The 24,327-nt window shown below is 64.3% G+C and carries 26 protein-coding genes and 1 pseudogene; 12 read left to right on the plus strand and 15 right to left on the minus strand.

All coding sequences use genetic code 11. The annotated features are described in order from the left end of the window. Positions 1–76: 76 nt before the first annotated feature. Entirely contained in the window at positions 77–358 is a 282-nt protein-coding gene (locus tag AC3WLC_RS04690) for a hypothetical protein (RefSeq protein WP_493682773.1), read from the minus strand. Positions 359–584: 226 nt separating this feature from the next. Continuing rightward, on the minus strand, positions 585–1,310 hold the full coding sequence (trhA, locus tag AC3WLC_RS04695) for a PAQR family membrane homeostasis protein TrhA (RefSeq protein ID WP_493682774.1): 726 nt from the start codon (positions 1,308–1,310) through the stop codon (positions 585–587). Between the two features lie 245 nt (positions 1,311–1,555). Here trhA and AC3WLC_RS04700 point away from each other — a divergent pair, with 245 nt between their 5' ends. Next, the gene (locus AC3WLC_RS04700; RefSeq protein ID WP_493682775.1) at positions 1,556–1,909 is read left to right on the plus strand and encodes a hypothetical protein; all 354 of its coding nucleotides are present in this window, start codon (positions 1,556–1,558) and stop codon (positions 1,907–1,909) included. Between the two features lie 132 nt (positions 1,910–2,041). After that, positions 2,042–2,305: a DUF1488 family protein gene (locus tag AC3WLC_RS04705; protein ID WP_493682776.1), complete on the plus strand. Its 264-nt coding sequence runs from the start codon at positions 2,042–2,044 to the stop codon at positions 2,303–2,305. 697 nt (positions 2,306–3,002) lie between these two features. On the opposite strand, the gene AC3WLC_RS04710 is transcribed toward AC3WLC_RS04705, so the two are convergent. Both AC3WLC_RS04710 and AC3WLC_RS04715 read right to left on the minus strand, forming a co-directional pair. After that, positions 3,003–4,010 carry a glycosyltransferase family 4 protein gene (locus AC3WLC_RS04710; RefSeq protein ID WP_493682777.1) on the minus strand — a complete coding sequence of 336 codons (1,008 nt, stop codon included), beginning with the start codon at positions 4,008–4,010 and terminating at the stop codon, positions 3,003–3,005. Positions 4,011–4,030: 20 nt separating this feature from the next. Continuing rightward, on the minus strand, positions 4,031–5,638 hold the full coding sequence (locus AC3WLC_RS04715) for an alpha-amylase family glycosyl hydrolase (RefSeq protein WP_493682778.1): 1,608 nt from the start codon (positions 5,636–5,638) through the stop codon (positions 4,031–4,033). A gap of 95 nt (positions 5,639–5,733) precedes the next feature. Here AC3WLC_RS04715 and AC3WLC_RS04720 point away from each other — a divergent pair, with 95 nt between their 5' ends. Next, positions 5,734–6,033, plus strand: a complete 300-nt coding sequence (locus AC3WLC_RS04720; RefSeq protein WP_493682779.1) for a hypothetical protein — start codon at positions 5,734–5,736, stop codon at positions 6,031–6,033. A 31-nt stretch (positions 6,034–6,064) separates the two neighbouring features. Here AC3WLC_RS04720 and AC3WLC_RS04725 read toward each other — a convergent pair whose 3' ends face one another. From AC3WLC_RS04725 to AC3WLC_RS04750, 6 genes are all read right to left on the minus strand, one after another. Further along, positions 6,065–6,325 carry a hypothetical protein gene (locus AC3WLC_RS04725; protein ID WP_493682780.1) on the minus strand — a complete coding sequence of 87 codons (261 nt, stop codon included), beginning with the start codon at positions 6,323–6,325 and terminating at the stop codon, positions 6,065–6,067. Positions 6,326–6,432: 107 nt separating this feature from the next. After that, positions 6,433–6,648 carry a hypothetical protein gene (locus tag AC3WLC_RS04730; protein ID WP_493682781.1) on the minus strand — a complete coding sequence of 72 codons (216 nt, stop codon included), beginning with the start codon at positions 6,646–6,648 and terminating at the stop codon, positions 6,433–6,435. Between the two features lie 55 nt (positions 6,649–6,703). Further along, entirely contained in the window at positions 6,704–6,943 is a 240-nt protein-coding gene (locus AC3WLC_RS04735; RefSeq protein ID WP_454025219.1) for a hypothetical protein, read from the minus strand. Further along, positions 6,930–8,300, minus strand: coding sequence for a glycoside hydrolase family 130 protein (locus AC3WLC_RS04740; RefSeq protein WP_493682782.1), 1,371 nt, complete (start codon positions 8,298–8,300; stop codon positions 6,930–6,932). Before AC3WLC_RS04740 ends, AC3WLC_RS04735 begins: the two co-directional genes overlap by 14 nt. A 37-nt stretch (positions 8,301–8,337) precedes the next feature. Further along, a complete protein-coding gene (locus AC3WLC_RS04745; protein ID WP_493682783.1) occupies positions 8,338–10,620 on the minus strand; it encodes a glycosyltransferase family 4 protein in 2,283 nt (760 codons plus the stop codon). Next, entirely contained in the window at positions 10,617–11,573 is a 957-nt protein-coding gene (locus tag AC3WLC_RS04750) for a class I mannose-6-phosphate isomerase (RefSeq protein ID WP_493682784.1), read from the minus strand. Before AC3WLC_RS04750 ends, AC3WLC_RS04745 begins: the two co-directional genes overlap by 4 nt. Positions 11,574–12,418: 845 nt before the next feature. Between AC3WLC_RS04750 and AC3WLC_RS04755 the strand changes: the two genes are divergently transcribed. The 3 genes from AC3WLC_RS04755 (at position 12,419) to AC3WLC_RS04765 (ending at position 13,245) form a co-directional block, all read left to right on the plus strand. Continuing rightward, complete coding sequence (locus AC3WLC_RS04755) at positions 12,419–12,643, plus strand: hypothetical protein (RefSeq protein WP_493682785.1); 225 nt, start codon at positions 12,419–12,421, stop codon at positions 12,641–12,643. A gap of 189 nt (positions 12,644–12,832) precedes the next feature. After that, the gene (locus tag AC3WLC_RS04760) at positions 12,833–12,958 is read left to right on the plus strand and encodes a hypothetical protein (protein WP_493682786.1); all 126 of its coding nucleotides are present in this window, start codon (positions 12,833–12,835) and stop codon (positions 12,956–12,958) included. Between the two features lie 20 nt (positions 12,959–12,978). Beyond that, positions 12,979–13,245 carry a hypothetical protein gene (locus AC3WLC_RS04765; protein WP_493682787.1) on the plus strand — a complete coding sequence of 89 codons (267 nt, stop codon included), beginning with the start codon at positions 12,979–12,981 and terminating at the stop codon, positions 13,243–13,245. A 99-nt stretch (positions 13,246–13,344) separates the two neighbouring features. Here AC3WLC_RS04765 and AC3WLC_RS04770 read toward each other — a convergent pair. Together AC3WLC_RS04770 and AC3WLC_RS04775 are read right to left on the minus strand one after the other, a co-directional pair. After that, a pseudogene (locus AC3WLC_RS04770) lies at positions 13,345–13,925 on the minus strand (transposase); the annotation flags it as partial. Between the two features lie 266 nt (positions 13,926–14,191). Beyond that, entirely contained in the window at positions 14,192–15,232 is a 1,041-nt protein-coding gene (locus AC3WLC_RS04775; protein WP_493682788.1) for a glycosyltransferase family 2 protein, read from the minus strand. Between the two features lie 134 nt (positions 15,233–15,366). On the opposite strand from AC3WLC_RS04775, the gene AC3WLC_RS04780 reads away from it, so the two are divergent. Then, the gene (locus AC3WLC_RS04780) at positions 15,367–16,557 is read left to right on the plus strand and encodes a glycosyltransferase (protein ID WP_493682789.1); all 1,191 of its coding nucleotides are present in this window, start codon (positions 15,367–15,369) and stop codon (positions 16,555–16,557) included. 12 nt (positions 16,558–16,569) lie between these two features. Here AC3WLC_RS04780 and AC3WLC_RS04785 read toward each other — a convergent pair whose 3' ends face one another. The 3 genes from AC3WLC_RS04785 to AC3WLC_RS04795 form a co-directional block, all read right to left on the minus strand. Then, positions 16,570–18,021: a mannose-1-phosphate guanylyltransferase/mannose-6-phosphate isomerase gene (locus tag AC3WLC_RS04785; protein WP_493683127.1), complete on the minus strand. Its 1,452-nt coding sequence runs from the start codon at positions 18,019–18,021 to the stop codon at positions 16,570–16,572. Positions 18,022–18,032: 11 nt separating this feature from the next. After that, complete coding sequence (locus AC3WLC_RS04790; RefSeq protein WP_493682790.1) at positions 18,033–18,797, minus strand: hypothetical protein; 765 nt, start codon at positions 18,795–18,797, stop codon at positions 18,033–18,035. Between the two features lie 111 nt (positions 18,798–18,908). Then, positions 18,909–19,136 (minus strand): hypothetical protein, encoded by a 228-nt coding sequence (locus tag AC3WLC_RS04795; RefSeq protein ID WP_493682791.1) that lies wholly within the window; start codon positions 19,134–19,136, stop codon positions 18,909–18,911. A gap of 190 nt (positions 19,137–19,326) precedes the next feature. On the opposite strand from AC3WLC_RS04795, the gene AC3WLC_RS04800 reads away from it, so the two are divergent. From AC3WLC_RS04800 to AC3WLC_RS04820, 5 genes are all read left to right on the plus strand, one after another. Further along, entirely contained in the window at positions 19,327–20,670 is a 1,344-nt protein-coding gene (locus AC3WLC_RS04800; RefSeq protein WP_493682792.1) for a polysaccharide biosynthesis/export family protein, read from the plus strand. Between the two features lie 70 nt (positions 20,671–20,740). Beyond that, positions 20,741–21,364: a LuxR C-terminal-related transcriptional regulator gene (locus tag AC3WLC_RS04805; RefSeq protein ID WP_493682793.1), complete on the plus strand. Its 624-nt coding sequence runs from the start codon at positions 20,741–20,743 to the stop codon at positions 21,362–21,364. A gap of 323 nt (positions 21,365–21,687) precedes the next feature. Continuing rightward, positions 21,688–22,353, plus strand: a complete 666-nt coding sequence (locus AC3WLC_RS04810; protein ID WP_493682794.1) for a sugar transferase — start codon at positions 21,688–21,690, stop codon at positions 22,351–22,353. Between the two features lie 73 nt (positions 22,354–22,426). Then, the gene (locus AC3WLC_RS04815) at positions 22,427–23,584 is read left to right on the plus strand and encodes a glycosyltransferase (RefSeq protein ID WP_493682795.1); all 1,158 of its coding nucleotides are present in this window, start codon (positions 22,427–22,429) and stop codon (positions 23,582–23,584) included. A gap of 37 nt (positions 23,585–23,621) precedes the next feature. Then, positions 23,622–24,314, plus strand: coding sequence for a class I SAM-dependent methyltransferase (locus tag AC3WLC_RS04820; RefSeq protein ID WP_493682796.1), 693 nt, complete (start codon positions 23,622–23,624; stop codon positions 24,312–24,314). Positions 24,315–24,327: the final 13 nt, after the last annotated feature.

Below are 24,327 nucleotides of genomic sequence, written 5' to 3' on the forward strand. Positions count from 1 at the left end.
TCAGTAACGGCGTGATGGAAAGAGGAGCTTCTGCATTGGCCTGAATGAGAGCGCGGCCTTCAAGAAGTTTGCGTGTCTATTTCTTTTCCATGCCCAAGCGATTGAACATCTCGGTTATCGGGTTGTCTTGACGACGTGGCCGAGCGGACCGATCTGCGTTGTGTCGTCTCGGTGAACCATTGATCTGCGCTTCACCGATGACCCGTTCCCGGTCGTCGAGACCCCTCACGCGATACTGCGGCTCGCCGTCGACCAGAGAGGGCAAGCGGCGCGTGACCTTATAGAGCCCGACGGCATTCTGGTCGTGAAAGCCGAAAGCCAGGCTGACCTGGTCGCCGACGTCATAGTGATGCGCCATTTCCATCTCCCGCCTGCTGTCAGCCTGAGGAGCTGAGCCCAACAGTAGCACATCGCATTGAGATCAAATCTAAAATCGGAGCTTTCCTGGCCACAGTCTCACACGGGTGCCGTGGAGCAATATGGTTCCCCCGGAACCGGCTGCTCTCTTGGCAGAGAGCCTCCCAATGCCAAGCCTGTGAACACCAATCCGCCAGACGCCTCTCCCTGGAACGCCGCGAGCGCGGTCAGCTCGATGGAGCGATCGCGTAAGCCTGAAAGACGGCCCCGTAGAAGCAGCCGGAGGCGACGAGCACGAAGGCGTGCCAGATAGCGTTCTGGAACGGAAGGGCCTGCCAGACATGAAAGACCACGCCCAGCGTGTAGAGAAGCCCCCCGGTCACGATCAGCCACAAGGCGAGGCTTGGAAGCTGCGCGATGCTCTCCCAGGCGAAGACGCCGCTCCAGCCGATGAGAAGATAGAGAGCGATCGAAAGGCGATCGTATCGGCCGGGTAGCGCGACCTTGAGCACGACCCCGACGGCCGATGCGATCCAGACGGCGGCGAGAAGGACATGCGCCACGACGCTCTCGCCCATTCTCGCCAGGAAAGGCGTATATGTTCCCGCGATCAAAACGTAGATGGCCGAATGGTCGAAGCGACGCATGAGCCACTTCACCGGCGAAACCGGCAACATGTTATAGACGGCAGAGATGATCAGGACCGCCATCAGCGCGGAGCCATAGATCGCAACCGGGATCACCGCGGGTACCGGGGCCGCTGCGACGACGCGTGCAATCAGATACGCGACCGCGCCGATGCCCAGTACGATTCCGAGCACATGGATCAGGCCATCGGCCCAAAGCTCGGCGCGATTGAAGTGGAAGCGCCCTTGTGTCGGTGGGTTCAACTCATGCCCTTTCGCGGTCGCGCCATGTCGCTTGTAGCCGTCACGGAACGGCGTGAATAGCAAGCGCACCTGCCACGGATGTGACAATAGCCAAAGAAGGGGCCCGCCAAGCGATATCCGGCGGGCCTTTCGTGAGTTCTCGGGAGCATCTGGCGCCAAAGCATAAACCGAAATACGGCTCGCCCGTTCTTAATTGCGGATGTCGACGGAGAAATAAAAAAGCTCATATTAAAAGACAATCAGCCACACCCAAAACGTGATATGATGTTTGACGGAAGATTTTCTTCCGGTTCGGAAAGTCCGACATCATGAAAATTCCAGCAGAACTGAAGCCGGCCGCCTGGGGCGCCGTCGGCGGAGCTATTGCTCTCGCGATCATCGGTTTCACCTGGGGCGGCTGGGTGACGCAGAGCACGGCGGAACGAGAAGCCAGGACGCGTTCGAGCACGGCCCTTGTGGCGGCTCTCTCGCCGATCTGCGTGGCGAAGTTCCAGCAGCAGGCCAATGCGACCGAGCAGCTCGCCGAATTCAAGAAGATCAGCTCGTGGCAACAGGGTGATTTCATCGCAAAAGGCGGGTGGGCGACAATGCCAGGCAGTTCCTCGCCAGATTCAGACGTGGCCAAGGCCTGTGCGGCAGCCCTGGGTGTTCCGAAAACCTGAGATGTCTCGCCCTTCGCGCGATACTACGCCCAGTCTCCGCCTTGCCGCGCGACGTGTTCTCAGCGTCGCGCGACAAATATCCGAGCGTGTCGACGATACGCCTGAACCTGATCAACCCGGGAGGATGATCCGATGAGCCTCCACTTCCCCAATCCGATCCGACGGTATGACACCGCACGGGGCTGCGTGTGCTTCTGGGGCTCCGATTCCGCCCTGGAGATCGCATTCGAGGTCGAGCTCGCAGCGTTGCGCAGCATCGACGCTTCGGCGGGCTCGGGCGAAGCATCGATGCTGCGAGCGTATGATGCGCATCTCGCTGCCATCCGGAAGGCTGCCGGGGCAGCCTATTCCCGCAAGCGCCAGAGCTATCATCGCTTGACCGCCGACGACTTCTAATCCCGCTCGAGCTTCTCGGCCGACGGCTCGTTCCCGGGGCTTCCGGGGGGCTTCTGGCTGCCGCGGCGTGATCTTTCCGGCAGCCGGCGCGGGTTCGGCCAGCGGTGCCGTCAGGATGTTTGTCGGCTTGTTGGTGTTCGCAGCCGGCTTCGGCTCGATCGTCCTGAAACGGATCATTACTATCCTGTGGTTGGCTGACGCTCGCATGAACTCGGTCCCAGGGGACCGTCGCCCAACAGCGCTGAACGCTGTTTCCGCTTTGGCGCTGCGGCCTTCCCGACCACAGCGGCAAGACTGTTGGGGGCGGGAGCTGCAAGCTTTGGCTTGTCCTGCTTCGGCTTCTTGGCCTCTCGGTTCCCGCGTCGTTCGCCTTTAGACATGCCGTTCTCGTCCTCGTTCGGAGATCACGGGGCGCGATCTCTCGGGGCGTACCGGCCGGAGCTGGGCGCCTCGCAGGCAGCCGCCCATTGAAATGCGCATGCGAAATTGCAGGCGCGGATGTCACTCAGGAGGGGCGAGCAAGGGCTCGGTGCAGTGCGGCCGGCTAGCAGCTGCCGCGGCTACCTGGGGGCGAACCCAGGCGAGTCCTGTCGAAGCAGGGTTGCAGCCTAGGCCAGGGCTGAGGAAAGCGCACGTTGTTTCTTCGTGGCGATCCCTTGGGACCCGCGCGCCTCCGTCCGCCGGGAGCGCATGTGGTTCATCCGAGGATGGACCGATACAGCTTGAGATAGCGATCGGCCATTCGCTCGACGGTGAAGCGCGCCGCGACGGCTGCCCGGCAGGCAGCGCGGTCGATCTCGGATAGGCGTGCGATCGCAGCCACGGCCTCGTCAATGCTATCGACCAGGAACCCGGTCACGCCGTGCTCGATCAGTTCCGGCATCGAGCCGCGGCGGGAGGCGATGACGGGTGTGCCGCAGGCAAGCGCCTCGATGACCGACAAGCCGAACGGCTCCTCGAAGTTGATCAGGTGCAGCAACGCCTCGGCCGAGCCGAGCGCATGCGTGCGGGCGCTGCCGCCGACTGGTCCGAGATAGACCACGCTCTCGCTTTCGAGCGCGGGCGCGACCTGCGCGTCGTGGTAGCCGCGGTCCTGGATGATGCCGGCCATGACCAGCCGGCGCCTGGCTGCGCGCGCGGCGGCGATCGCCTCGGCCGCGCCCTTGTCGGGGTGGATGCGGCCGAAGAAGAGCAGGTCCTCGCTCCCGACCGGATCGAACGGGAATTCCTCGATCGGGATGCCGTGATGGATCGTCGCGGCGTAGCGCAAATCGCGATGCCGGTCGGCGGTGCTGATCGCGACATAGTGGACCCGGTCCTCATAGGCCTTGAAGGCTGGCAGGATGCGCTCCGAAGAGAAGCCGTGGATCGTCGTCACCACGGGCGTGTCGACCAGGCGCGAGAAGGCGAGTGGCACGAAATCGGCCTGGTTGTGGATCAGATCGAATTCGCCGGCGCGCTCGAAGACATGGGCGACGTGCAGCAGCTCCCAGACCTTGGCGTCGATCGTCGGGTCTTCGGAGTAGGGCGCCGGGCAGATGCCGGCCAAGGTGCCGGCCGTGTGACTGTCCCGCGTGGCGAACAGGGTGACGTCGACGTCGCGCGCCACCAGCGCTTCGGTCAGCAGGCTCGTCACCAGCTCCCAGGGGCCGTAGTGGCGCGGCGGTGTGCGCCAGGAGATCGGCGCCAGCATGGCGATGCGCATCCGTTCGCTCCTCCCTCTGGTCAGTCGGCGAGCGTCAGGATCACGCCCTCGTTCGGCCGCAGGAGCAAAGCGCCGTCCTGCACGGGCGTCAGATTCGCAAGCGTGGACAGGAGGGGGCGGCAACCATGCGCCCAGTTCGGCAAGGCCAGCCGTTGCGGCCTCGCCCCGAGATTGAGCGCCACGATCAGGCGCTCCACACCGTGTCGGCGTTCATAGGCGAGTATATCGCCCTCGGCATCCAGCAGCGCGAAATCGCCGATAGCCAATGCAGAATGGGCGCGTCGGGCCGCGAGCAGCTCGCGATGCAGCGCCAGCATCGAGGCGGGCTCGGCCAGTTGCCGCGCCACGTTCCGGGCCGGCCAGTCGGCGTTGAGCGGCAGCCATGGCGCAGCGGTGCTGAAGCCGGCATGCGCACTGCCGTCCCAGGGCATCGGCGTGCGGACCGGATCGCGCCCCAGGCCCTTGCCGGGCTGGCGCAGCTCGCGCGGATCCTGGACCTGATCGGCCGGGATCGGCACATCGCTCAGGCCGAGCTCGTCGCCATAGTAGAGGGTGGGCGTGCCCCGCAGGGTCAGCAGCAGCATCGCCGCGACCCGAGCCTGGCTTTCCCCCAATCTGGTCGCAACGCGCGGGCGGTCGTGATTGCCGAGCACCCAGTTCGGCCACGCACCGGGCGGTAGCGCCGCCTCGTAAGCGGCGATGAGCGCGGCAAGCGAGCGTGCCTGCCAGGGCGCCTCGATGAGCTGGAAGTTGAAGGGCAGGTGCACGCCGGGCCGATCTTCGCCGTAATAGCGCATCAGCCGCTCAACCGGCAGATAGATCTCGCCGACCAGCAGGCGCTCGCCTCTCCCTGCGGCCTCATATTCATCCGCAAGGGCACGCATATCGGCCGCGATGCCATGGATCTCGGGCTGGTCGGTCGAATGCAGCTGGATCAATCGGTCCTTCTCGTCCAGCGCAAGCCGATAGGCCGGGTTCGGCGGGTTGTCCGGGAAGTCGGCCGCCTTGATCAGGTGCCAGAGCACGTCGATGCGGAAGCCGTCGACGCCGCGGTCGAGCCAGAAGCGCAGCACGCCGTGCATCGCCGCCTGCACGGCCGGATTGCGCCAGTTGAGGTCCGGCTGCTGCTTCAGGAAGGCATGATAGTAGTACTGGCCGCTGGCCTCTTCCCATTCCCAGGCCGATCCGCCGAAATCGCTGATCCAGTTGTTGGGTGGTCCGCCTCCTGGGGCAGGGTCGCGCCAGAGATACCAGTCCCGTTTCGGACTGCCGCGCGAGGAGCGGCTTTCGGCGAACCAGGGATGCTGGTCGGAGGTATGGTTCGGCACGAAATCGAGCAGGAGCTTGAGCCCATGCGCATGGGCCTGCGCGAGCAGGTCGTCGAAATCGGCGAGCGTGCCGAAGCGAGGATCGACGTCGCAGTAATCGGAGACGTCGTAGCCGAAATCGGCCATCGGCGAGGGATAGATCGGCGAAATCCAGATCGCATCGACGCCGAGTTCGGCGAGATAGCCCAGCCGCCGCGTGATACCCTTGAGGTCGCCGATCCCATCGCCGTTGCTGTCCTGGAACGAGCGCGGATAGATCTGGTAGATCACGCCGCTCTGCCACCACGGTGCGGGCATCATCGCCTCACCGCGCTTGGCCGGGACATGACGGCCTCATTTCCGAGTAAGGTCGCGGCAAACCGGAACAAAAGCCTTGCGGCGACAGTTCGCTCTTCATGACCAATCTCCGCAAGGCTCCATCGATCCGTCCCGATCCGGCCCCCCAGACAGGAAGCCCGCCGGTCGGCGACCACGACATGGAGCTGTCGCTGCCGGTGGATGCCCCGCGCAATGTCGTCAGGAAGCGGCAGCAGCGGGCAGCGCGTTCGTTGGCAGGTCGGCATATCGATGAGGCGTTGTCGGAACTGCCGATCTCCGATCAGGCCAAGGCGTCGCGCAAGGCGAAGCTGATCGAGTTGCCGGACGACACCCCGATCAAGAGGCTCGCGAAGCGATCCAAGCCCGGCCCGGCCTAGCTCGCGTCTTCGCATTGCCGGGCGCCTTTGCTCAGTCATCGACGCCGGGACGCGTGTCTTCCGAGACGCGCCGGCAGGTTCCCCGGGTAAAGCGCTCGATTTCGGCCAGCGCGGCATCGAGCGACCCGAATGGGCCTCGCCGCATGGCCTGCATCGTCTCGAGCGCCTGGCCGGCAGGGTAGATCATGAATTCGCCCTCCGCGCGGTCCTCGACATATCCCATCGCTCGACCGAGCAGGTCAGTCAGCAGCCAGGCCGTTCCGTCGGGCTTTCGCGTCACGTCGATGTCCAAGCGATCTCCGTTCGTCGGAACCCGCATCCGGCGGGCTAGAGGGGCGGGCTGCAACCAATCCGGACAGTGGTGGAGTGGTAGGCCTCCGGAAACCTTCATCAAGTCCGTCAGACAGGCCGTTTGCGCTTGGGCGCCGATGCTGCAGCGGCGCGGTCAGCCGCCTCCTTCTGCAGCCGCAATTCTCTCAAGCGCGCCGTGTTGGCGTCGCGCGCCTGATTGATGGTCTCGGTTTCGGACAGCACGCGATTGCGCGACATTGATTGGGTTTGCGTTCTCAGGAATGCGGCATCTGCGGTCACGCGGGATTTCGAGTTCTCAGCCAAGTGTCTTCTCCGAAGTGGATGGGTTTGGGGCGGGAGGCCGGCCTCGCAGCGAGCGTCACCCGACGGGGCTGCGCGCCGATCGGGGGCCGTCCGAAACAATCTGGTCATGGCCGATCGCCCGCTCATGGCCGTCAGCGCCGCGAACGCGGTATTCGCGCTCGCCGCTCGCCCGCGTCGGCATGATCCGCACGATCTCGTAGTCACCGGCACCGGACTGATCGGCGAAGCCGAAGGACAGCCGGACCACGTCTCCCGGCGCGATCGAGCGATGGGTCGTGGGCTTATCTTGGGTCATGTTCGTGCTCTTTCTCAGGGAAAGCGCCCTGCCGCAGATCAAGCGTTTCGTCGGCGGTGACCGGGCTCAGGGCCTGCAGCAGCGCCTCGATCCTGATCGTCGCGAAATTGCAGTAGGTATCGGAGACCGCATAGGGCAGGACGATCTGGTCCCGGTGGCGCATCGCACCGCAGGTGTAGACGACGTTGGGAACATAGCCCTCTCGCTCGGACGGCTCCGGCCGGACCAGGGGCTCGCGTGAACGCGCCAGCACCTTCGACGGATCCTGTTTGTCGAGCAGGACGGCGCCGATCGCATAGCGCCGCACCGGTCCGACGCCATGGGTGAACAAGAGCCAGCCTTCGTCGAGCTCGATCGGCGAGCCGCAGGTGCCGATCTGGATGAACTCCCAGGGGTATTGCGGCTTCAGGATCGCGACGCCGCCGTCCCAGTTCATCAGGTCGTCCGAATAGACGAGATAGAGATTCTCGTTGTCCTGCCGCGCGATCATGGCGTAGCGGCCGTCGATCTTGCGTGGGAACAGCGCCATGCCCTTGTTCACGGCGGCGCTGCCTCGCAGGGGCGACATCCGGAACGACAGGAAGTCGGTGGTCTCGATCAGCTCGGAGCGTATCCCCCTGCCGTTATAAGCCGTGTAGGTCGCGCGAAACACGCTGCGCCCACCCTCGTCGAACGCGACGAAGCGCGCATCCTCGATCCCGTTCGACTGCGAGGCCGTGATCGGAAAGATCACCCGCTCGCTGATGTCGCTGTCCGGAGAGAACGCCACCTCGACGTCGTCGCCATCGAGGCGCACCATCCGGTTGCGGAAAGTGGCGATCGTCGCGAGGCGCGAGGTCGGATCGACGCTCAGGCTGCCGTCGGCGGCGATCGTGCCGGAGCGGAAGGTCAGGGACGAGATATGCCCCTCGCCGACAGCGCGCAGGCTGAGGATGAAGCGGCGCCCGCCCGGCGGAGCGCCGGATTGGTCGGGGTGCGAGACGATGCTCGGGTTGAAGAGGGCTGCCGCCTCGAACGAGTACTCGTGCAGGAAATAGGATCCGACCAACTGGCGTTGCGTCCTGCTGAACTCGCAATGCGTGGTGAACACCTCCTCCATCTCGTCGGCGCGCGCCTCGAAGCGCTCCAGCAAGTTCCGGTGCCGGCCATTGAAGTTCTCCAGCACCTCAGCAAGCTGGCTTGCCGCCGCATCTTGGCTCAGCCCCATCACGCGCGCGACGATGTGGTTCGCCCGCAGCTTGTCGGTCGGGTTCATGTCGCGCGGATCGGGCGAGGGCCCGAAACGACGCACCACGACCCGAGCGGGATCGGGGTACAGGTGCAAGGCCTGCCGGTTCAGGAAGGTGGCTTGCGGCACGTCGCCCTCAAATCGGTTTGTGCGGATCGCCGGAGGCTCAGGCGTGCAAGACCCGAAGCGGCGCCAGTTTCGGGCGGTCCCCACTCATGCGGGAGAGCTGGCGAATCTCGGCGAGGCTGAGAAGGTAGGATACCACGGATTCACCGCCGCGATTCTCATTCGGCCGATCGCGGTGGAGACCATCGCGGCAGGCGCCGGTTTCGAGATCGACCAGCGGTGTCGACAGATCGTTCTCGCCCATGAACCAGGCGAAGGCGCGTACTGCTTCCGCCCGCCATTGCGCGTCACCATCGGCACGCCAGGCGGCAAGGCAGGCCGATATGGTCGCCGTGGCCTCAAGGGGCTGCTGGTCGAACGCCTTCGGTGGGCTGAGCCTGTCGCCGAAGCTCTCCGAACCCACCGGCCGGAACAGGCCGGCAGGTGTGCTCTGCACCCCGACCAGCCAGCGCAGCGAGCGCAGGCCGGCTTCGATATAGGCGGGAACCTGCATCGAAAGCCCGGTGGCGATCAAAGCCTGTGGCAACCGGGCATTGTCATAGGAGAGACCTTCCTCGAACCAAACCCAGTCCGGCGTCTCGACCGTCGACAGCAGGGCGAGCAGACGGTCCGCCAGCAGGGAGCGCAGCTGGATGGTGGAGGATGGCGCCGCGACCACGGCGCAGTAGGCGTCGAGGCCGAGCAGGGCGAAACCCCAGGCCCGAGGCGAACTGAAGCTCTCGACCACGGGCAGCGCTTCGGCGAACAGCGCCGCGGCCCAGCGCCGCCGTGACGGGCTGGTGTCGCTGCGCGCGCATTCGCCCAGGGCCCAGAGCGTCCGGCCGTGGCTGTCCTCCGAGCCGACCTCCTCGAGCCAGCGTCGATCGAAGCTCATGAAGTTGCGGAAGCGCCGCGCCTGCGGATTCCAGGCATGCTGGACGAAGGAAGCGAACCGCGCCGTCAGAGGCTCTGGCAGGTGCTGCTCGCCGGCGCTGCCAAGAAGGCAGGACAGCAGCAGCGCCCGGGCGTTGTCGTCGACGCAATAGCCATGCGCACGGTCCGGCACGGAATGGACGGCGTGCTGGAACAGGCCGGTGTCGTCGCACATACAATGGAGATGGTCCGTCCGCAGCTCCGGTGGCGCGGAGGGCTGAAGGGATCGTCTTGCCTGCGCCGTACCGGCAATCACGTTCAGCAAACGGCTACGCCGCGCCGTCTCGAATGTGGTGAGATAGCGCTTTGCGGTCTGCTCCCAGGTCATGGAGCGGCTGCTGGCATAGGCACGTCGGCGCATGGCCTGTCGCCTGCCCGCGTCGGTCAGCAATCCTGCGATTTCGTTGCCGGTCGCGACGACGTCGCTGAACGGCACCAGCACGCCACGGCCATCGGCGAGCAGTTCCTGGGCATGCCAATAGGGCGTCGAGACAACCGCTTTTCCAAGCCCGAAGCTGTAGGCCAGAGTGCCCGAGGTCATCTGCGCCTCGTTGAGATAGGGCGTCACGTAGACGTCGCACATCGCGATGAAGCCGAGCAGGGTCTCGCGGTCGACGAACTGATCGAGGAAGACGACGTGATCCTCGATGCCGAGTTCATGGACGCGATTCTGCAAGCCGATACGATAGGTTTCGCCCTGCTCCCGGACGAGATGGGGGTGGGTGGCTCCCAGGACGACATAGACGGCATCGGGCCGGCGTCTCAGGATCGACGGCATCGCATCGATCATCACCTCGATGCCCTTGTTGGGCGAGAGCAGGCCGAAGGTCAGGATCACCGAGCGGCCGGCGAAGCCGAGCCTGGCCTTGGCCTCGTCAGGCTCGACGAAAGCGAAATCGGGGATGCCGTGCGCGATCACCTCGATCTTGTCGGCGGGAAGCCGATAGATGGTGCGCAGCATGTCGCGCCCCTTCTCCGCCATGACGACGACACGGGACGAGGCGTCGACGATCCGCTCCATGACGCCGCGCTGCGCGGGACTCGGTTTCGACAGGACGGTATGAAGCGTGGTGACGACCGGCATCGTCAGCCGTGGCAGCAATCCGGCGACATGCGCCCCCGCTTCGCCGCCGAAGATGCCGAATTCGTGCTGCAGCGAGACAACGTCGAACCGACCCTCGTTCAGGAAGTCGGCAGCGCGCGCATAATCCTCTATTCGGTCATCGTTGATCTGGAACCCGACAGAGCCCGGATAGTCGTAACCATCGCTATCGTTCATCGCCACGATCGAGGTCGCCAGATCGAGGTCCGACGCGGCGACCGCCTGCTGCAGATCCGTGGTGAAGGTCGCGATGCCGCAGCGGCGTGGCAGCGAGTTGCCGATAAAGGCGATCCGGTGGAGTGCGGTCATGCTCGTGCCTCTGTGGTTGGACTCTGCGCATTCGCCCTCGCGGCGAGCAGCAGAGGCCGGTGAATCGTGCTGTGGGCCGGGGCGGTCGCATTTCGGACTGCGATCGGCCGAAGAAGGTCATGGCTGGGCGAGGCGGCATCATAAGCGACCAGACAGGTCAGGCCGGTTCGCCCCGCGGCGAGATGCGTGGTCTGCGCCTGCAGGAAGCAGCCTTCGCCTATTTGTGCCCGCCACGGCCCGATCCGGCCCTCTCCGGCGATCACCAGCAGCCAAGTCTCGGCCTGCGCGCGCAATTCCCATAGGGTTTCCGGCGCAAGCTCGAAGCGCTCGAGGGTGAAGAACGAGGTCGCCAGAAGCAGTGTCCTGGCATCGCTCAGCCGTCGCGCCGGCACCTGCTTTGCGGCCGGTGCTGCATAGGCGGCGGCAACACCGAGCTCGATATGGAGCTCGCGCTGGCGACCGTGATCGAACAGGCGGAACGTCGTATCGCTGCGCTGCTGGATCTCGGCAAGCACGAGGCCTGGACCGATCGCATGTATCGTCCCCGCCGGCACGAAGATCACATCTCCCGCCGCGGCGGTTCGCCAGGACATGCGCTCGGCGATCGAGCCGTCCTCGATCGCAATTCGCAGTTGCGACTGCGAGAGCGACGACTGCAGGCCGAGCGCCACCGTGGCGCCGGGCTCGGCAGCGAGCACATACCAGGCTTCGGTCTTGCCGCGGGCAAGCCCCATCGCGTGGGCTGCGTCGTCATCCGGATGAACCTGGATCGACAGGGCTTCGCGCGTGAACAGCAGCTTGAGGAGCAAAGCGGGCTCAAGAGCCGAATCGTGGCGCTGCAACCAGATTTCGCCGATGGCGACGTCGTGATGATCGATACCGCTCCACGGCAGGAGGTCGTGTGATCCCCAGGGTTTCGGTACGGCCTGCAAGCGAGCCAATTCGAGGGCCATGGCGAACTCCAAAATCGCCGGGCTTCGATGGTTCGACGGGATTGCCGAACGATGCTGCGGCGGGGCCGGCAAGGCATGGATGTCGGCGAGGGGGCCGCTCTTTGCGGGCCTTGTCTTTATGTGGGCGCCTGAACTCCGGCGCGGAGCTCTCAGCTCCTGGTGATCAAGGCAGCTGCCGGTCGTTTTCAAAGGGCCGTAGCGATGTAGGTCGACTCAATCGGAACCATCGGATGTGTGGAATCGGGCATTCAGATTGCCGGCAAATGGATGAAGCCCCCCAACTCGTCGCCAAGCCAGCCCGCACATGCTCTCGATTGATCCCTCGTCGTAGTCGATCGGGTATTCCCTGGCCGGAAACGGCGTCTCGAGGCCGGGCAACAAAATGGGCGCGAAAGGTGGACGGCGACCTGCTCGGTGCGATTGGTCGCTGCGGCCCCTTCCAAAACAACATGATCCTGAGGTTTCCGACGAACGGGGAAGGCGCGCTAGGCGGCAGCCCGATCGCTCACGGTCAGTAATTTTAATACCGACCGGTCACGCTCGAAAATGGGATAAATTTCGTCTGATACAAGGCTCAAAAATAATTCTCTCTCAGACCGATCGTAAAACGTATTTCTAATTGGATATTTTATTGACGGTAGTTTCCTTTAAAACATTGATCTCGCGGAGTAATATCTAAAAGATGTGATCTGCGGCTGTTTATTATTTTTTACCTCTACCGGTTTCGGAAGTGATTTCCCATATCAATGGCACGCGACGCTCGAAGATGCGGACATGATGGAGTTGGCAGACTGTCATTTCGAGCGTGTGCGGTGTGCCCGCCCTCGCGCAGAAGGATTCGACCCATGGCTCGTTTGATCACGAAGACCGGACAGCGTGCCGAATTGGTCTGCGACATGTCGACTGAGAGATCGGGCAAGCTCATCTGCGACCCGAGCATATTGGCTCTCGTCGACCTTCAAGGCGACCTGATGCTCGAGACCGACGACGGTGGACGGTGCCATATCAGGATCACGTCGATCGGCGCGGACCATCTGACATTTGCCGGGCGTGTGATTGAACGCGTCTGAGGTCAGGCTTCGGCGATAGCCGGTGTCTCAGCCCGCTGACGATCGTACTGCGGGAATGGCTTAGCGAACGGAGCCAGGCAATGCGCTGTCGTGCGAGCTTGGCAGGCATGATTTGCGAGCCCAGTTCGAAACCCCGCCGCTAATATGAGGGCCGTGCATATTTCCCAGAGCAGAATTTCGGAGCCCACAATGACCAACGTCATGTCGCATTGGAATTTGTACTGGGCTTGGCTTTTGAGCCGATATCCGGTCTGGCTGGCCTATGGCGGGCTCATCGCCGCCATGTCGCTCGCTTTTGCCGTCGTATCGCATTGAAGCCCATTGATCACCAAAGCATGGAGGCCGAAATCGCGGCCTCCGGCTATGCTCCCGAACCCGTCGGCTCGGCGCTGACTTATGGCCTGATCAGCGTCTGCCTTTTCGGAGTGGCCGTGTGGGGTATCGGGAAATTCTACAGCATCGACCTTCTTCCGCATGCAGCGCCGCTTGCCGTCAGCGCCTTGCTGCCATTCGCATTCGGTCTGTGGCTGAGACGAAGGCGGAAGCGTCGTCACCTGCACGCTCATTCGCCGGAGTTGGGAGGGCCGACGGTGCCGATGTGAGATGCAACTGGCCGCAAGCGGTCGACTGCGTCTCATGCCAGCACGATTGTCTGTTCAGCGAGCGACCTGACGACGAATGTCCGCTTCCTGGCCTCAAGCCAGTGTCGGCTTGACCCGTCGCTTGGGCGTCTTGTTCCTCAGTTGCAAGCCTAACTCATTGTAGATCCTTCGAATCCGCTTCTGGTTGACATGCCAGCCCTCGCGCCGCAGCAGCACGTCGACACGGCGATAGCCGTAGCGAACGCGGGTCTCGCAGATTGTCTTGATCCGGGCTGCCAAGGGGGCCTGGTCGGGCCGGCACGATTTGTAGTGGTAGCTCGACGTGTCGAACTCCAGGGCCGCACAGGCCCGCCGGATCGACACCTGCCATTCGCCACACATCACGCCGACGAGCTCGCGCTTGCGACCAGGCCTCAGAGCTTTCGGCGGATGACGTCCTGCAGCATCTCACGGTCCAGCGCGAGATCGGCGACGAGCTTGCGCAGCTTCGCATTCTCGTCCTCGAGTTGCTTCAACCGGCGCATCTCGGCCGGCAGCAGCCCCTCGTACTTCTTCTTCCAGTTGAAGTAGGTCGCCTGGCTGATTCCGACCCGCCGGCAGATCTCCGCCACCGGAAACCCGTCCGCGCCCTGCTTCAGGACGAACGCCTTCTGGGCGTCCGAGAACTTCGAATCTTTCATCGCCTTCCGCTCCTCCCAACCCAAGGGAAACGACGCGGAAAACTCTAGCTCAAAGCGATCCAGTTTTAAGGGCTCAGGTCACGAGCCGACGCGAAAGATGTCCGCTTCCGGGCATCCTGATCGTGGCACGTCCAAACGACCCGATCTGGCCCACAACGGATGCGACAAATGTCCGGTTTCTGGAAGGTTGATCAAAGGCTGGTTACGGGCTTTGCTGAGTTGCACCCCCAATACCTTCTCCTCGACGCGTGTTGATCGAGAGCAGATCACAACGATCGAGGTCGGACGCTGGCCCTGCCACCGGTCACCGCCTTGGCCAGCGCTGCTACCGTCCGCTGCTCCGGACGGTAACGGACCTCGATGAGTCGACGTGACATCCCGATCGGCAGGAATGCGATCAGGATATGGAACAGCGACAGGGCGAGCTTCCGCCTTGCAGAGAAATAGTCGCCACTGATGGCCTTGATGAGCATGGGAAGCTGCCAAAACCGATCCATCCGACGGTCAATCGATGACAAGACCGACTTCTTCTCGAGGTAGAAGAAGGTTCGTTCGGCGTCGATCGGCGGCGGCGTCCAACCCGCCGGCATGACCCGATTGAGATGGCCTATGAGGTTTCGGAAGCGCAGCATGTGCTGCTCGATCCTGCCGGTATCGATTGCCCGCCCGACACCGGAGATGTTGCGATCATGGACGCGATAGAGCCCAAGCTCCTCCGGCAGGGAGACGATCTCGCCGAAGAAGGGGGCGGCGAGGAGGATGATCCCATCGACTGCGTCGTCATAGTCGGCATCGCGCAGCAACTCGCAGAGGTCGCGCCTGAACACGTTTCCGGAGGTCGGCGGGCTGACATAGACGCCGGTCCGGCGGACACGTTCGCGGAGGTCGCCCGTCGCGCGGATCAGATCGGGCTCGGGAACGGCCGAACCCAGCTTGTTGCCGTCGCCGTCGACGCGGCTGAGGCAGAATTGCAGCTTGGCGATCGATGGCTCGAGACGGGGGATGATCGCATCGAGCGCGCCCTGAGCAAGCTCGTCGTCGGCATCGAGGAACAGCACGAAGGGCGCCGTCGTCCGGTCGAACCCGAAGACGCAGGCGCGGCGCTGGCCACCGTTCTCGATCCGGTAGGCCGTCACGCCCGTCCTGCTGATGACGTCCCAGGAGGCGTCGGTCGAGCCGTCGTCGACGACGATCAGCTCGCAGTCGTCGCGGCCTTGCGTGAGCACGCTGCGGATCGCACGCTCGACATATTCCGCATAGTTGTAGCAGTTGATGATCACCGCGAGCCTGGTGGTCGAGCCGGTCATGCGCCGCTCCGCTGAAGCCTGAAGCCGGGGAGCCGCTCGCCATGGCGACTGGTCTTCGCCACGGGCGACGAAACGGCCCTTTTGGCGCGGACATTGCAAGAGCCATACCGCAGGGCGCCAGCCGGCAGCCCGTCATGACGGCGAGCGAACGCGCGATGTCGGGCGAGAAGACCAAGGTCCTTTACATCGTGCCGCCGACGCGGTCGTTCGCCGGCATCGAGCGCGTCACCGACTCGATCTGCTCGGCGCTGGCGACCGAGTACGAGGGCGATCTCGACATTTCAGTCCTCTACACCTCGCCCTTCGAGCAGATCGTCGGCCAGCTTCGGCCGTACGAGGTCATTCTCAGCTTCTCCGGCGGGCGGCTGGACCTGCTGCGGCGGGTCCGGAAGACGATCGCCGGCGGGAGGTTCGATCTCGTCGTGGCGCCGCAGGTCGAGCCGACTGCCGTGTTCTGGCTTTGCTGCCTCGGCATCCGGCGCCGCTTCATCCTCTACCTTCACGGTAATCCCAGGCTCGAGCGGCGCTCCTTCAAGGCGAGTCTGCTGTTCGAGGCGATGCGGTTTCTGGTCCTGCCGCGGCTGGCGCGCGTCTTCGGAACGTCGCCGCGCCAGCTCGACGCCTTCCGAAGCGATTATCCGAGCAGGATCGAACATGTCTGGGTGCCCAATCCCGTACGCTCCTTCGATACTCCGGTTCCTCTGCCGGCCCCCGCGATCGGCCGTCCGATCCGCTTCGTGACGGTCGGTCGCTTCGCCTATCAGAAGGGCTACGACATCCTTCTGCGCGCCTTCGCCGCCTTCTGCGAGAAGCGCGAGGATGCCGAGCTTGCGCTCGTCGGCTACGGCGAGGAGGAGCCGGCGATCCGCACCCTGATCAACGAACTCGGCCTTGCCGACCGGGTCACGATCGAGAACTACCCTGACAGCCCGGCCATTCCGCTGTCGAACAGCGACGTCTATCTGTCGGGCGCACGCTGGGAAGGCTGGTCTCTTGCCATCTGCGAGGCGCTGCGCTTCGGCCTGCCGGTGGTCGCCTTCGATTGCGAATTCGGACCGAGCGACATCATTGCCGATGATCGGCTCGGCCGGCTCGTTCCGCTGGGCGACATGGCCGGTTTCGTCACGGCGATGGTGCATTATCACGACCATGTCGTGTCGGAGCGCCGCCATGCGCAGTACCGCGTCGACTACATCGATCGTTTCAGCCTCGACAAGGTCGTGCATGCCCATGCACGGGCCCTGCTTGCCGCGGACGGACGTGCCGAGGCACGGCCGCATCTTGCAGGAGACAGCCTCAGAGCCGCGCCAGCCGGAGCATCCTGAGCCCGCCGCCGCTCACACCCGGCGGTAGACGTCCTCGTAGCGGACGATGTCGTCCTCGCCGAGATAGGAGCCAGACTGGACCTCGATGATCTCGAGCAGGATCTTGCCCGGATTTGCCATGCGATGGACGCAGCCGATCGGCAGATAGATCGACTCGTTCTCGTGCACGAGGATGGTCTCGGCGTCGCGCGTCACCTCGGCGGTGCCGCGGACCACGACCCAGTGCTCGGCACGATGATAATGGCTCTGCAGGGACAGCTTCTGGCCGGGATCGACGACGATGCGCTTGACCTGGAAACGCGCGGCGAGGTCGAGCGTCTGGTAATAGCCCCAGGGTCGGTCGACCCGGCGCGAACTGACCACGGCCGGATGTCCGCCAGCCTTGAGCCGCTCGAAGGCGCCTTTGACCTGCTCGGCGCAATCGCGCCTGGTCACCATCACCGCATCGTTCTCGACCACGACCACGGCATCCTCCATGCCGACCAGCACGGTGAGGGGGCCGCTGCTCTGGACATAGCAGTTGCTGCTGTCGACGAATTCGACATTCGCTCCGCCGGCATTGCCGGCCTCGTCCCGCGGCGAGGCCTCCCACACGCTGGACCAGCTGCCGACATCGGACCAGCCGAAGGAGGAGGGAACGACGCTGGCGAGCTCTGTGCGCTCCATCACGGCATAGTCGATCGATTTGCGCGGCGCGGCAGCGAAATGCTCGGCGTCGAGGCGATGGAAGCCGATATCCTCCCTGGCGTGCGCTACGGCGGCCGTCGCCGCATTCGCAATCGCCGGCTCGTGCCTGGCGAGTTCGGCCATGAAGCTGTCGGCGCGGAACAGGAACATGCCGCTGTTCCAGAGATAGCCCTCGTCGAGATAGCGCGCCGCAGTCGGCGCATCGGGCTTTTCGACGAAGCTCAGCACCTTTCGGGCATCTTCCATGCCGACGGCAGGCCTGATGTAGCCATAGCCAGTCGCGGGCTTGTCCGGGACGATGCCGAAGGTGACCAGCTGGCCCTGGGCGGCAGCGGCTGCCGCGGTCTCGACGGCGCTGCGGAAGGCCGGCAGGTCGCCGATCAGATGGTCGGAGGCGAGCACGAGCACGAGCGCCTTTGGATCGCGCTTCTGGATGAAGCTCACGGCGGCGGCGATGGCAGGGGCGGAATCACGGCGCGCCGGCTCGAGCAGGATCTCGCCTTCGGTCTGGACCTGCTTCATCTGGCTCAGCACCAGGAAGCGGAAATCCTCATGGGTGACGATCACCGGAGCGCCGAACAGCGGGTGCCGGATCCGGCCCAGCGTCTGCTGGAACATCGATGTCTCGCCGAGCAGGGAAATGAACTGCTTCGGGAACGCTTCGCGTGAGGCCGGCCAGAGCCGCGATCCAGCGCCGCCGCACAGCACGATGGGGATGATCGTGGCGGCGGAACCCTGAGGAGAGGGTGCGGCGGCGATCGCCGAAGCCTGCGTCATCGGGTCGATTTTCACGAGCTCCTCGCAGATGGTTTGAGCCGCTCCACGCCGGAAACGAGCGCAAAGCCCAGCCCAAGGCCGACGGCTTTGATCCAGGCGTCGTGGATGGTGCCGTGCCGCGTCGGCGACCAGTTCTGGGCGAGCTCGAGCGAGATTACCGCAGCAAGACCAGCGGCGAAGATGAGAAAGCGCTGCCGCGGATAGCCGATCGCGAAGGCGGTGGCCGTGGCGAGAAAGGCAAGGCCGCGTTCGAAATCCGGCATCAGCCAGGCTACGGATGGCCGCTGCTCGATGCCCGACAGCGTGGCATAGACGATCACGAGCATCAGCGCCCAGCCGGAGAAGCGGGAAAGGCGCCGGATGGCGGCTATGCGCGACCGCACCAGGCGCAGGAGGCGGGAGAACCATCTGCTCGCTCTGGTTCCGCCACGCAGTATGCGGCCGATGCCGGTGTCTTCGATCTCGGTGCGCCAGGCGGCGAGCATCGACCTTTGCGCCCGCAGCTGCTCGAGCCGGCGGAAGGCGGCCATCATCTGCGCCTCCGCCTCGACCAGCCGGACTTCGTCGGCCGGCTCGCGCTCGAAATAGATCCCGTCCTCATTGCCGAGTAGCGTTGCCGCGCGGGTGCGGGCCTCGTCGAGCCGGCGCGACAACCCGGCGCTTTCGCGCTCGATACCCGCGAGCGCCTGCTCGAGCTGTCCGTAGAGCGGTCCGAGCCTGTCGAGATCCGTGTCGCGGTCTCGGTCCGAACTACGAAACCGGGCAGGCACCGTCATTGCCCCGTCTCCCCTCGCAATGGCAGGCAGTGGCACGGCGCGCGATGGCGCCAGGCACTGTTGCGGGGAAGATCAGCAATTCATGTGCCAGAAGGCCGGTGCAGCGAACGGTCAGCGAGGCTGGCGCGGCCCGAGGATGTCGAGGACGCCGCGAGAGCGTCGCTCTTCGTCGCTCGCGTTTCGGGACCTGAGGGCGGTCACGAGCACGGCGAAGACGGCAACGACCGCGCTGGCGGCCACGGCGGCGGCGATCAACGCGACCAGCAGGCCATGCGGCCACATCAGCCAGAGGGTCAGTGCGCCGCTGGCGATGGCAGCCAGGAAGAAAACGATCAGCATCGCTCGTGCTTTCGCGGCTCGCTATCGGCCTGTGACTATAGCTTTGCTCGCCGGTCCGAGAAAGGCTTCACGGACGCGAGGGATGTCCACCAGCCTGGGCCGTCATGGTTAAGGGCGTGCTAACGGCACGTGAGGGGCTGGCAACGGATTTGCTTGGGAGCTGTCGGAGCAGTCCGCAGCGGAGAGTTTCGTGAGACGTCTCACCCTCCTCGACCATGTTTTCCCGAGGCGTATGCGTACCCAGGCCGGGGCGCTCGCCCGCCTGCTGACGGCGTTGTCTCTGATGTTTGCGGGGACCGGCGCCGGGCAGGCCTGGGCAAATGACTTCGAATACCGTGTCGCCGCGCAGGACCGGCTCAAGATCAAGGTATCGGAATGGCGGCCGAATTCGCGCGAGCTGTTCGAGTGGTCGGCGCTCAGCGGCGAGTTCACCGTTAGCTCGACGGGCATGCTCTCGCTGCCGGTGGTCGGTACGTTCTCTGTCGATGGCAAGGCGCCGGCGGAGATCGCGGCGCTGATCTCGGAACGGCTGAAGGGCACTGCCGGGCTCGTCAATGCGCCCGCGGCAGCCGTCGAGATCGCGCAATATCGGCCGATCTACATCGTCGGCGTCGTCGAAAAGCCCGGCGAATACGCCTTCCGCCCGACGATGACCGCATTGCAGGCGGTCGCGATCGCAGGCGGGTTCCAGCGCATGGAACTGGCTCTGGGCCGTTTCGAGCGCGAGACGATCGTCGCCGAGGGAGAGATCCGCGTCCAGCAGACGCAGTTGCTGGCCCTGCAGGTGCGCCGCGACAGGCTGCTGGCCGAAGCGCGCCAGGCAGAATCGATCAGTTTCTCCGATGATGTCCGCAGGAACATCGACGATGGCGCCGCCCAGGCGATGCGCGAGGAGAGCGCGCTGTTTGCCTCGCGTCGCAAGGCCGTCCGTTCGCAAATCGATCTCCTGCAGCAATCGCGCGGGCTTCTGGATGAGGAGTTGCGCACGCTCGGCGCCAAGGCGGTGACCCAGCAGCGCCAGCAGGATTTGATCCGGCGGGAGCTCAACAATATCAATAGCTTGATTAGCAAGGGACTGGCCGTGAGCCCCCGCCAGCTCGCGGTCGAGCAGAATCTGGCGCAATCCGAGAGCCAGGCGCTCGACCTGATGCTCGCCACGGCGCGCGCGAAGCAGGAGATCAGCCGCATCGACCGCACGCTGGCCGACCTCCAGAACCAGCGTGAGATCGATACCGGGCGCGAGCTGCGCGAGACGCAGCTTTCGCTCAAGCAGTCGGAGGACCGGATCGCGGCGCTGCGCGCGCTCATCCATGAATCGACCGCGCTCGCGCCCAGGCTGCAGAGCCAGCAGGAAAAGCAGCTCTCGCGCATGCGCTTCAGCGTGCAGCGCCGCCAGGGCGACATGGTCAACGAGATCGCGATCGAAGAGGGGTCGCCGATCCTGCCCGGAGACATCGTTAGGGTCGAGCGCGCCTCGTTGCAATCGATCATCTCCTCGCTGCCCCCTCCCGGCACGGCCGGGGCGCAGAACTAGATATCGCGGGCAAATCCAAGCCGATTTGCGATCGGCTGAACCGGGCTCCCGTCCATGCGGAGGTTGGCCTATGCTGTCATTCGAGCGCCCCGCTCGTATTTTTCTCGCAGACGAACATCCGATCTTCCTGGCAGGACTGCGGTTCTGCCTCGCCGAGCAACCAAGTATGGTCGTTGTCGGCGAGGTCCACTCGTCGGCCGACCTTGCAAAGGTCATCGAGAAGGCGGCTCCGGACGTCGCGGTCATCGGCGAGAATTTCAACGGGATTTCAGTCGCCGAAGGCCTGCTGAACGATCTTCCGACGCAGCGAATTCTTGTCGTGGCGGAGGAGCTGGACAATGCCCGCGCCCATCGCCTGCTTGCAGTCGGGGTGCGCGGCTATGTCCTGAAGCAATCGCCCGGCTCGGTCGTCTGCAAGGCGATCGCGACAGTTCTCCGCGGCGGCTGCTTCCTCGATTCGGCGGAGTCCGTCTTGACGCCCGCAGGCGCGCGCCGCGGGTCGATCCTGACGGACCGGGAGCAGGAAATCCTGCGCCTGATCGCCCTTGGCTTCAGTATTCGTGAAGCGGCCGAGCGCATCGGAATTACCACGAAGTCCGCTGAAACCTATAAGGCGCGCGCCAGTAACAAGCTCAGCATCGATAGTCGACAGCAGATCGTGCAATACGCCATCACCCGCGGATGGTTTCAGTAACGCGATTAAATAATTTAGTTCACCCTCGATCGCTCCGAACATTTCATGTCGTTCCTCACGCTGCGTCACCGCGACGCAGTGCGATTTCGGCTTGCCGCCGAGGCTCGCTTGGCGGAATGCCGCCAAAAGGGTCGAATTTTCATCGAATCTGTCAGGAATTTTCCCGACAACGCCTAGGCTTCAATCAGCTATCACCTGCTCTGATCAAATATGCTGCAGCGCACAAAAGCCTATTGCGATGTATTCGTTGAGCGTTAATAATCTATTAAGATGCGGTTTATGAGTAAGGTGCTGCAATGAGCCGTTTTCCGGACTCGCAGGAATTGCCGGCCTCCTTCTCTTTACCCGTACGTGTAACGCGGGATGAATACAACTCGGCCCGAATTGTAGTAAAGCGTGGCATCGACCTTGCGGCAGGCGTCGTTCTTCTCCTCCTGCTTGCGCCCTTGATGCTGCTCATCGCTGCCTTGATCCGGGCAGGCGATGGTGGCCCGGCCATCTTCAAACAGGCGCGGATCGGCCGCAGCGGCAAAAGCTTCCGCTGCTGGAAGTTTCGCACCATGGCCACCAATGCCGACGATGCACTGCAGCAGCTGCTCGCCTCCGATCCGGCCGCCGCGCAGGAATGGGCCGAAAGCCAGAAGCTGACGCACGACCCACGGATCACGCCAGTGGGCGCATTCCTGCGGCGCTCGAGCCTCGACGAGCTGCCGCAACTCTTCAACATCATTGCCGGCGAGATGAGCTTCGTCGGGCCACGCCCCATCGTGGCAGCCGAGCGCGAACGCTATGGCGAGGCCTTCACCCATTGCTTCTCGGTGCCGCCAGGCCTCACCGGCCTCTGGCAGATCAGCGGCCGCAGCGACTGCTCCTATGCCACCCGCGTCTCGCTGGACAGCCAGTACGCCTCGGAGTGGCACCTCCTGCTCGATGCCAAGATCCTGGTGAAGACGGTGCCGGCGGTGCTGATGCAGCGCGGCAGTCGGTAAGGCAGCCGCAGACGATGAACACGTTGGGCACGCCAAGCCCGGACCAGATGAGTTCGATGGAGTTCCTCGGCCCATGAAAATCGCGATCGTCCATTACTGGCTCGTCGGCATGCGCGGCGGCGAGAAGGTGATCGAGGCGCTGTGCCGGATGTATCCGGGTGCGGACGTCTTCACCCATGTCTACGTGCCCGAAGCGGTCTCCGACGAGATCCGGCGCCACAAGGTGACGACGAGCTTCATCGGCAGGCTGCCGCGGGCGGCGAAACTCTACCAGCGCTATCTACCGCTGATGCCGCTCGCGCTCGAGCAGCTCGACCTGCGCGGCTACGACCTGATCATTTCCAGCGAGTCCGGTCCGGCCAAGGGCATCGTGCCGCCGCCGGGCGCGATGCACATCTGCTATTGCCATTCGCCGATGCGCTACATTTGGAACATGTTCCACGAATACAGGGAACGTTCCGGACCGATCACGCGTCTGGCCATGCCGATGCTGGCCCATTACATCCGCAATTGGGACAGCGTCTCGGCCAATCGCGTCGATCACTTCGTCGCCAATTCCGAGACGGTCGCGACCCGGCTGCATCGCTATTACCGCCGCGCCTCGACGGTGATCCATCCGCCCGTCGATGTCGACGCCTTCGAGGTTCTGCCGAGCGGGCTCGTCGAGGATTACTGCCTGATGGTCGGCGAGCTCGTCGGCTACAAGCGGCCGGAACTCGCCGTCGAAGCCTTCAATCGCACCGGCCGGCGCCTCGTTGTGATCGGCGGAGGCGAGATGCTGGCCGAGCTGCGCCGCATCGCCAAGCCGAATGTCCAGGTGCTCGGGCCACAGCCCTTCAGCGTCCTGCGCTACCACTACTCGCGCTGCCGCGCTCTGATCTTCCCCGGGGAGGAGGATTTCGGGATCGTGCCGGTCGAAGCCATGGCGAGCGGGCGGCCGGTGATCGCCTTTCGCCGCGGCGGCGCGACCGAGACTGTGGTCGACGGCATGAGTGGCGTCTTCTTCGACGAGCAGAGCGTCGATGCGCTGATCGCCGCTGAAGAGCGGGCCCGGGCGATCGCCTGGCAGCCGCGCGAGATCGCGGCCTATGCCCGGAATTTCTCGGCCGCCGTCTTCGAGAAGCAGATGGCGCTCCACATCAACCAGCTGCTCAAGCCACTCGCCGGGACGATCTCGATGGCCATGCCGCCGGCGCAGCCGCGCCCGGCTCTGGTCCAGAGCCTGGCGTGATCGAGGCCGGCCCTCCGCGATATCGAGGAAGAACCTGATGCAGACGATCTATCAGAGCGAAGTGTATGCCGACCTTAACCCGACCTGGCACGAGGAGGATTCGCCGTGGAAGGCACGGCAGGTCGAGGCGATCCTGCGCAAGAACGCGATCACCTTCGAAAAGGCCTGCGAGGTCGGCTGCGGCACCGGCGAGATCCTGTTCAACCTGGCGAAGGCCTTCCCGCAGGCACGCTTCCACGGCTACGAGATCTCGCCGCACGCATTTCAGCGCGCCAAGTACAAGGAGACCGACAAGGTCACATTCTCGCTCGGCGATTTCACGACCGAAGGCCCGTCAGATTACGACCTGCTCGTGATCGCCGACGTGGTCGAGCATGTCGAGGACTACATCGCCTTCATCAAGGCCTTGCGAAGCAAGGGCCGCTACAAGGTCTTTCACATTCCGCTGGATCTGTCCGTCCAGTCGCTGCTGCGCGGCTGGCCGATCACCAAGCTGCGCGAGAACGTCGGTCACCTGCATTACTTCTTCAAGGAAACCGCGCTCGCGACGCTGGCCGATTGCGGCTACCGGGTCATCGACCATGCCTACACCGCGAGCCGGCTGGAGCTGCCCAACCAGGCGCTGAGCAGCCGGCTGATGCGCCTGCCGCGCCGGCTCTGCTTCTCGCTCAACCCTGACCTGACAGTCCGCATGCTGGGCGGCTACTCGCTGATGGTGCTGGCCGAATGACCATGGCGTGCCG

This window comes from Allobosea sp. GW821-FHT03A12, assembly GCF_058986765.1.

Coding starts and splice junctions, on each gene's coding strand:
- AC3WLC_RS04690 (WP_493682773.1), bottom strand. CDS start 358: ATGGCGCATCACTATGACGTCGGCGACCAGGTCAGCCTGGCTTTCGGC.
- AC3WLC_RS04700 (WP_493682775.1), top strand. CDS start 1,556: ATGAAAATTCCAGCAGAACTGAAGCCGGCCGCCTGGGGCGCCGTCGGC.
- AC3WLC_RS04705 (WP_493682776.1), top strand. CDS start 2,042: ATGAGCCTCCACTTCCCCAATCCGATCCGACGGTATGACACCGCACGG.
- AC3WLC_RS04710 (WP_493682777.1), bottom strand. CDS start 4,010: ATGCGCATCGCCATGCTGGCGCCGATCTCCTGGCGCACACCGCCGCGC.
- AC3WLC_RS04715 (WP_493682778.1), bottom strand. CDS start 5,638: ATGATGCCCGCACCGTGGTGGCAGAGCGGCGTGATCTACCAGATCTAT.
- AC3WLC_RS04720 (WP_493682779.1), top strand. CDS start 5,734: ATGACCAATCTCCGCAAGGCTCCATCGATCCGTCCCGATCCGGCCCCC.
- AC3WLC_RS04735 (WP_454025219.1), bottom strand. CDS start 6,943: ATGACCCAAGATAAGCCCACGACCCATCGCTCGATCGCGCCGGGAGAC.
- AC3WLC_RS04745 (WP_493682783.1), bottom strand. CDS start 10,620: ATGACCGCACTCCACCGGATCGCCTTTATCGGCAACTCGCTGCCACGC.
- AC3WLC_RS04750 (WP_493682784.1), bottom strand. CDS start 11,573: ATGGCCCTCGAATTGGCTCGCTTGCAGGCCGTACCGAAACCCTGGGGA.
- AC3WLC_RS04755 (WP_493682785.1), top strand. CDS start 12,419: ATGGCTCGTTTGATCACGAAGACCGGACAGCGTGCCGAATTGGTCTGC.
- AC3WLC_RS04760 (WP_493682786.1), top strand. CDS start 12,833: ATGACCAACGTCATGTCGCATTGGAATTTGTACTGGGCTTGGCTTTTG.
- AC3WLC_RS04765 (WP_493682787.1), top strand. CDS start 12,979: ATGGAGGCCGAAATCGCGGCCTCCGGCTATGCTCCCGAACCCGTCGGC.
- AC3WLC_RS04775 (WP_493682788.1), bottom strand. CDS start 15,232: ATGACCGGCTCGACCACCAGGCTCGCGGTGATCATCAACTGCTACAAC.
- AC3WLC_RS04780 (WP_493682789.1), top strand. CDS start 15,367: ATGACGGCGAGCGAACGCGCGATGTCGGGCGAGAAGACCAAGGTCCTT.
- AC3WLC_RS04785 (WP_493683127.1), bottom strand. CDS start 18,021: ATGACGCAGGCTTCGGCGATCGCCGCCGCACCCTCTCCTCAGGGTTCC.
- AC3WLC_RS04790 (WP_493682790.1), bottom strand. CDS start 18,797: ATGACGGTGCCTGCCCGGTTTCGTAGTTCGGACCGAGACCGCGACACG.
- AC3WLC_RS04795 (WP_493682791.1), bottom strand. CDS start 19,136: ATGCTGATCGTTTTCTTCCTGGCTGCCATCGCCAGCGGCGCACTGACC.
- AC3WLC_RS04805 (WP_493682793.1), top strand. CDS start 20,741: ATGCTGTCATTCGAGCGCCCCGCTCGTATTTTTCTCGCAGACGAACAT.
- AC3WLC_RS04815 (WP_493682795.1), top strand. CDS start 22,427: ATGAAAATCGCGATCGTCCATTACTGGCTCGTCGGCATGCGCGGCGGC.
- AC3WLC_RS04820 (WP_493682796.1), top strand. CDS start 23,622: ATGCAGACGATCTATCAGAGCGAAGTGTATGCCGACCTTAACCCGACC.